Source organism: Streptomyces alkaliphilus (assembly GCF_014141535.1).
Classification (GTDB): domain Bacteria; phylum Actinomycetota; class Actinomycetes; order Streptomycetales; family Streptomycetaceae; genus Streptomyces; species Streptomyces alkaliphilus.
This window is the reverse complement of the sequence record NZ_VKHT01000290.1, coordinates 1-5,402: the sequence shown is the minus strand read 5'-3', so window position 1 is coordinate 5,402 and position 5,402 is coordinate 1. Positions and strand designations below refer to the sequence as shown.

General features: G+C 72.3%; 5 protein-coding genes. 2 read left to right on the top strand and 3 right to left on the bottom strand.

Translation table 11 applies throughout. The features are described from left to right. Together FNQ90_RS11410 and FNQ90_RS11405 are read left to right on the top strand one after the other, a co-directional pair. A partial coding sequence (locus FNQ90_RS11410; RefSeq protein ID WP_407699345.1) for a carbohydrate ABC transporter permease occupies window positions 1-893 on the top strand: 893 nt, incomplete at its 5' end. A gap of 119 nt (window positions 894-1,012) precedes the next feature. Next, window positions 1,013-2,011 (top strand): LacI family DNA-binding transcriptional regulator, encoded by a 999-nt coding sequence (locus tag FNQ90_RS11405; RefSeq protein WP_323379889.1) that lies wholly within the window; start codon window positions 1,013-1,015, stop codon window positions 2,009-2,011. An 89-nt stretch (window positions 2,012-2,100) separates the two neighbouring features. Here the strand turns inward: FNQ90_RS11405 and FNQ90_RS11400 are convergent, their stop codons facing one another. From FNQ90_RS11400 to FNQ90_RS11390, 3 genes are read right to left on the bottom strand one after another with little or no spacing between them, the layout of a single operon-like run. Continuing rightward, on the bottom strand, window positions 2,101-3,093 hold the full coding sequence (locus FNQ90_RS11400) for an ArsA family ATPase (RefSeq protein ID WP_182606265.1): 993 nt from the start codon (window positions 3,091-3,093) through the stop codon (window positions 2,101-2,103). Beyond that, entirely contained in the window at window positions 3,084-3,344 is a 261-nt protein-coding gene (locus tag FNQ90_RS11395; RefSeq protein WP_182606264.1) for a cory-CC-star protein, read from the bottom strand. Before FNQ90_RS11395 ends, FNQ90_RS11400 begins: the two co-directional genes overlap by 10 nt. Continuing rightward, entirely contained in the window at window positions 3,341-5,041 is a 1,701-nt protein-coding gene (locus FNQ90_RS11390; RefSeq protein WP_182606263.1) for a carbon starvation CstA family protein, read from the bottom strand. The genes FNQ90_RS11395 and FNQ90_RS11390 overlap by 4 nt, the downstream gene beginning before the upstream one ends. Window positions 5,042-5,402 lie beyond the last annotated feature (361 nt).

Below are 5,402 nucleotides of genomic sequence, written 5' to 3'. Positions count from 1 at the left end.
CCGCCGGCACCCCGCCGTCCGGCGACCGTTCCGCCCCCGCCGGGCCGCCCGCCGGACGCCGTCCGCGCCGGATCGCGCTCCTGCCGACCGCCGTGCTGCTGCTGGGTGCCCTGTACTGCCTGATCCCGGTCGCCTGGGTGCTGATCGCCTCCACCAAGGCGGGCCGGGAGCTGTTCTCCACCTTCACCTTCCTGCCCGGCACCGGACTGTGGGAGAACATCTCCGATCTGTCGGCCTACCGGGACGGCGTCTACTGGACCTGGATGGCGAACTCCGCCCTGTACGCCGGGGTGGGCGCCCTGCTCTCCACCGCCGTCTCGGCCTTCGCCGGATACGCGCTGGCGATGTACCGCTTCCGCGGGCGGGAGTCGATCTTCAACATCCTGTTGGCGGGTGTGTTGATGCCCCCGGTGATCCTGGCGGTCCCGCAGTACCTGCTGATGGCGCAGGTCGGCCTGGCGGGCACCCGCTGGTCGGTGCTGCTGCCGGTGATCCTCTCCCCCTACGGCATCTATCTGGCGCGCATCTACGCGGCGGCGGCGGTGCCGCGTGACGTCGTGGAGTCGGGGCGGATCGACGGCGCCGGCGAGTGGCGCGTCTTCCGCTCGATCGGTCTGCCGATGATGCTGCCCGGCCTGGTGACGGTCTTCCTGTTCCAGTTCGTGGCGATCTGGAACAACTTCCTGCTGCCGTACATCATGCTCAGCGACGACGAGAGGTTCCCCATCACGCTGGGGTTGTTCACCCTCCTCAACCAGGGGGCCAGTGCCCCGGCGCTGTACACCCTGGTCATCACGGGGTCGTTGCTGGCGATCCTGCCGCTGATCGCCCTGTTCCTGGTGATCCAGCGGTTCTGGAGTCTGGACCTGCTCTCGGGCGCCGTAAAGTCGTGAGCACGCCGAACGGGGAGGCAGCGATGGGCGGGACACGGAGTACCGACGCGACACGTCCGACGGCGCGAACCACGGCGCGGGCCGAGGGACGAACCGGGGAGAGACGCCGGGTCCCGACCATCCACGACGTGGCCCGGGTGGCGGGGGTCTCCCGGGGCACGGTGTCCCGCTTCCTCAACGGCGGGCACCACGTCTCCGCCGAGGCCGCGGAGGCCGTGCGGTCCGCCATCCACAGCACCGGATACGTGGTCAACCGGCACGCCCGGTCGCTGATCACCGGGCGTTCGGGTTCGGTGGCGTTCCTGTTGACCGAGCCGCAGGAGCGGTTCTTCGAGGACCCCAACTTCAACGTCCTGCTGCGCGGTTGCACCCGGGCGCTGGCCGAGCACGACATCCCCCTGCTGCTGATGATCGCGGGCACTCCCGAGGAGCAACTGCGGATCACCCGGTACATCGGCGCCGGTCACGTGGACGGGGTGCTGCTGGTCTCCAGCCACACCGGCGATCCGGTGGCCGGACAACTCGCCGAGGCCGGGATACCCGTGGTGGCCTGCGGCAAGCCCGCGATCGGGGCGGGGGGCGCGGTGCCCGGGGCCCATGTGGCGGCCGACGACCGGGAGGGCGCCCGGGTCATGGTGCGTCACCTGCTGGACACCGGACGACGACGGATCGCCACCGTGGCCGGTCCGCAGGACACCCCCGGGGGCGTGGACCGTCTGCTGGGGTACCGGGAGGTGCTCGCCGCCTCCGGTGTCCCGGCGGACGAGGGGCTGATCGCCATCGGCGACTACAGCAGGGACAGCGGGGAGCGGGCCGTCACCGAACTACTGGCCCGCCGGCCGGATCTGGACGCGGTCTTCGTCGCCTCCGACCTGATGGCGCGCGGCGCCCTGGCCGCCCTGGAGCGGGCGGGCCGCCGGGTTCCGGAGGACGTGGCGGTGGGCGGATTCGACGACTCCCCCGCCGCTGTCGGCTCCCGACCGGAACTGACCACCATCCGTCAGCCCTGGGCGCGCATCAGCACCGAGATGGTGCGGGTGCTGATGGGCCGGATGGCGGGCGAGGAGCCCTCGGCGGTCATCCTGCCCACCGAGTTGGTGGTCCGCGACTCCGCCTGAGAGAGTGCCTGCCGGGACAGGACTGCCCGGGACAGGACCGTCCGGGAGAGAACGTGGTCGGCCCGTCGCCGGGTGGTGGGGGCCGGGCCTCAGGCAGGGGAGGGCCCGAGCCGGTCGGCCAGGGCGGCGAGCGCCTCCAGGCCCACCAGGTCCCCCGGCAGCAGCGGCACGTCGAGCAGTGGCGGGTCCGGGATCCGCCGGCGCAGCCGGAGGAGGTGCTCGTCCTCCCGGTCCCGGCGTCGGGCGAGCAGGTCACCGGCGTCCGCCGGGGAACGGCGATTGGCGACCAGGGCGGTCACCTCGACGCCGAGGCCGGTGAGCTTCTCGTGCACCTCCACGGTCTCGGCGATCGGGAGCGGTTCGGCGGTCAGCACGATCACGAACCCGGTCCGCGCCGGGTCCGTCACCACCTCCCGCAGCCGGGCGAAGCGGTCGCGCCGGCGCGACAGGACGCGGCGCAGTTCGGCGTCGCGGTCGATCTCCCCGCCACCCCCGAGACCGCGTACCGCGGCGCCGAACCGCTCGGACCGCTCGCGGTTGGCGAGCAGGGCCTCGGTCCAGGAGGTGAGCTGTTCGGGCAACGCGAGCAACCGCAACGTGTGCCCGGAGGGGGCGGTGTCGAAGACGACCAGGTCGTACGCCTCCGCCCCGAGCTCCACCGCTTCGGCGATCCGCTCCAGCACCGCCGACTCGTGGGTGCCGGGCGCCTGCCGGGCCAGCTCCAGGTGCCGGGCGGCCGGTGCGTGCATCCGCTCGGGAAGCAGGCGCCGCATCGTCGCGGCGACCGCGGACAGGTGTTGCCCGACCGTGCGCTCCGGGTCGATCTCCAGGCCGTCGACGTGACCCTCCGGCCCGGTCCCGGCGACGGTGTCCCCGGGACCGATGAGGCGGACGGGCCGGTCGCCCACGGGGCGGCCCCAGAGGTGTCCGAGGTTGTGGGCGGGGTCGGTGGAGACCAGCAGCACGCGGGCGCCCGCCCGGGCCCGGCCGAGGGCGAGCGCGGCGGCGACGGACGTCTTGCCGACGCCGCCCTTGCCGCCGACGAAGACGACCCGGTGCGGGGTGAGGAGATCTAGCAGCATCCGACGTGCTCCAGGGGCGAGCGCTCCATGCCCATCCGGCGGTGCCAGGCGTGGAAGTCCTCGTAGACGACGGGCATCAGCTCGACGGTGTAGTAGGCCGCCGGGTCGGGCACGCCCAGTGCCTCCGCGAGAACGACCATCCGGAAGAGGTCGTCCTCCTCGCGCCGGGCGCGGGCGAGGGTCCGCCGGTAGGGACCGGCACAGAACTCCTCCAGCCCGGCCCGGAACGAGGACCAACGGGGGAGTCTCACCCCTTCAGCTCGACTTTCTCCGTGGTGTCGGCGCCGGGGTCCTCCGGCGGCTCCCGGTAGGCCCGCCGCATCGCGGTGACCGCTTCGAGGGCGACCCACAGGGCGGCGACGATGATGACGACGTCGATGGTCAGCAGCAGCCAGTCCCGGGCCTCGTAGAGGTCACCGAGCTGCGCGAGCGCGGCCCAGAACGCCATCACGAACACGATGGCGAGCGGCACCAGCGCGGGTGTCGGGTTGCGCCGCTTGCGGATCAGGATGACCGCGATGATGGAGAGGGTCAGGGAGGCCAGCAACTGGTTGCTGGTGCCGAACAGCGGCCAGATGCGGAGGCCGCCCGCGCCGTCGGCGCCCTGGCTGAAGGTGAGTCCCATCCCCGCGCCCACCGCGATGAGGGTGCCGACCCCGGTGCCGATCCTCACCTTCGCGGCCTCGCCGGCCTCCTGGACCACGAAGCGCAGCAGGCGCACCCCGGTGTCCATGGTGGTGGCGGCGAACAGGATCGCCATGGTGGCCAGGACCGTGGAACTCAGCGAGACCGGCAGGCCGAGTCCGCCGTGGACGATCTCCCCGCCACCCGCGACGAACGCCCCGACGCCGCCCTCGCCGAAGGCGGTGTAGACGGCTTCCCAATCGGCCAGGGTGCGGAAGCCCGCGACGGCGGCGATGATCGCGCCGAGTGCGAGCATGCCCTCGCCGACCGCGCCGAAGTAGCCGACGAAACGGGCGTCGGTCTCCTTGTCCAACTGCTTGGAGGTGGTGCCCGAGGAGACCATGCCGTGGAAGCCGGATATCGCGCCGCAGGCGATGGTGACGAAGAGCAGGGGCAGCAGGTCCGGGGTGCCCGCGGGAACCGCGTCGTTGATGGCCGGGGCGACGATCGTGGGCGCGCTCAGCAGTACGGAGACGAACAGGATGCCGAGTCCGACGAAGAGCTGGACGCCGTTGATGTAGTCCCGCGGCTGGAGCAGCACCCACACGGGCAGCAGGGAGGCGATACCGGCGTAGACGAAGAGGGCGAGGATCCAGAAGGTCGCCGGGGACATGCCCAGGATCGGGTCGGGCAGCTCCACCGGGAAGGCGTCACCGAGGAGGATCAGTCCGTAGAGCGCCGCGACGCCGAACACGGTGACCACGCCGAGGCTCACCCTGTAGCGGTAGACCGCCTGGCCGACCAGCAGCGCCACCGCGACCGCGCCCCAGGCGGGGATCACCGCGGAGGGGCTGGAGATCAGCAGGTTCTTGATGACCACCGCGAAGGCCGCGACCACCATCAGCAGCAACAGGAAGATCACGACCAGGAAGAGCTTCGCGCCCCGGTCGCCGATGTAGCGCCCGGAGAGCGTGCCCATCGAGCGGCCCTTGTTGCGCGCCGACGCCCACAGGGCACCCAGGTCGTGCATGCCCGCGAAGAAGACCGTGCCGATGGTGACCCACAGGAAGGCGGGCAACCAGCCCCAGATCACGGCGACCGCGGGACCGACGATCGGCGCCGCGCCCGCGACCGAGGTGAAGTGGTGGCCCCACAGCACGAACTTGTTGGTCGGGACGTAGTCCACGCCGTCCCGCTGCTCGTGGGCGGGCGTCCGGAAGGCCGGGTCGAGCCTGTAGACCCGGCTGCCCAGGAACTTCGAGTACAGGAGGTAGCCGCCCGCGAACGTCGCCAGGCCGATCAGCAGCAGGGGGAGTGCGTTCATGCCGGATGCTTTCTGGGCTCGGGGAGACGGAGCCGCCGCCCGGCACGGGTCGTACGCCCGTGCGGGCAGCCGGCGGGGGCGGTGGAGCGTGGTCCTCCCCTACCCGGGGAGACCGGCGACCGGAACGGTGAAGCCGGTCGTCCCCGTCCCCGTCGCATGCCCCGGCACGGTACTCGGACAGGTGTGCCGCGTCCAGAAGTCCGACAGTATGGTCATCCGCTCCGCCCCCGGCCCGGGACGCGCCGGCCCCGGGGGGGCGCACCGGTCACGCGAAGCCTTCCGGGACGCCGGGGCCCGCTCGGGCCGACGGATCCGGCGCTTCGGTGCGGGGATGTCCGACCCGCCCCGGACCGTCCGGACC

Coding starts and splice junctions, on each gene's coding strand:
- FNQ90_RS11400 (WP_182606265.1), bottom strand. CDS start 3,093: ATGCTGCTAGATCTCCTCACCCCGCACCGGGTCGTCTTCGTCGGCGGC.
- FNQ90_RS11390 (WP_182606263.1), bottom strand. CDS start 5,041: ATGAACGCACTCCCCCTGCTGCTGATCGGCCTGGCGACGTTCGCGGGC.